1 protein-coding gene is annotated in these 1,115 nt (G+C 68.2%); it reads right to left on the bottom strand.

The genetic code is table 11. The features are described from left to right. Positions 1-1,115: glucose-6-phosphate isomerase (gene pgi, locus K3M35_RS25750; RefSeq protein WP_220667284.1), on the bottom strand; the 1,115-nt coding region annotated here is incomplete at both ends.

Here is a 1,115-nt window from a genome sequence, read left to right as displayed (position 1 = left end):
TCGGTGGACGCGTCGCCGGTCTCGGGGATCTCGTCGCCGGCGAGCACCGTCTGCAGGGCGGTGGCCTGGGTCTTGCCGAGTTCGACGCCCCACTGGTCGAACGAGTCGATCCCCCACACGACGCCTTGGACGAAGGTCTGATGTTCGTAGAAGGCGATGATCTGCCCGACCACCGACGGGGTCAGTTCCGGGGCGAGGATCGTCGTCGACGGCCGATCCCCGGGCATCACCTTGTGCGCCACCAACGCCTCGTCGATGCCGTCGGCGCGGACCTCGTCGGCATCACGCCCGAAGGCCAACACTTTGGCCTGGGCGAACATGTTCGCCAGCAACAACACCTGCATGCTGGTCTGCCCGTCGCGGGCGGGCAGGTCGTCGCCGCTACGGGCGAGGCCGAGAAAGTCGACGGGGACGATCTCGGTGCCCTGGTGCAGCAGCTGGAAGAAGGCGTGCTGACCGTTGGTACCGGGCTCACCCCAGAACACCTCCCCGGTCGGACACACCACCGGTGTGCCGTCGGCGCGCACGGATTTGCCGTTCGATTCCATGGTCAGCTGCTGCAGATAGGCCGGCAGCCGCGCCAGATCCTGCGCATAGGGCACCACCGCGCGCGACCGATAACCGAGGATGCTCGCATTCCACACCCCGATCACCCCCGCCAGCAACGGTGCGTTCTGTGCCGGGGCGGTGGTGGCGAAGTGGGTGTCGATGGTGTGCATGCCGGCGAGGAACTCGGCGAACCGCTCGCGTCCGATGGCGCACATCACCGCCAGCCCGATCGCCGAGCCGACCGAATAACGGCCGCCGACCCAGTCCCAGAACTCGAACATGTTCGCCGGGTCGATGCCGAACTCGACCACCCGCTCGGTGTGCGTCGACACCGCGACGAAATGCTTCGCCACGGCGTCCTCCCCGAGGGCGTCGACGAGCCAGCGGCGGGCGGCGGTGGCGTTGGAGAGGGTTTCGAGGGTGGAAAACGTCTTCGACGCGACGATGAACACGGTCGTCGCCGGGTCCAGGTCGGCCAGTGCCGCGGTCAGATCGGCGGGGTCGACGTTGGAGACGAACCGCGTCGCCGGCCCGTCGTGGAAGCGCCGCAGTGCGCGGGTGACCAT

The organism is Rhodococcus sp. DMU2021, assembly GCF_019641445.1.
In the GTDB taxonomy this organism is placed as follows: Bacteria; Actinomycetota; Actinomycetes; order Mycobacteriales; family Mycobacteriaceae; genus Rhodococcus; species Rhodococcus pyridinivorans.
This window is presented reverse-complemented; position numbering and strand designations above follow the sequence as displayed.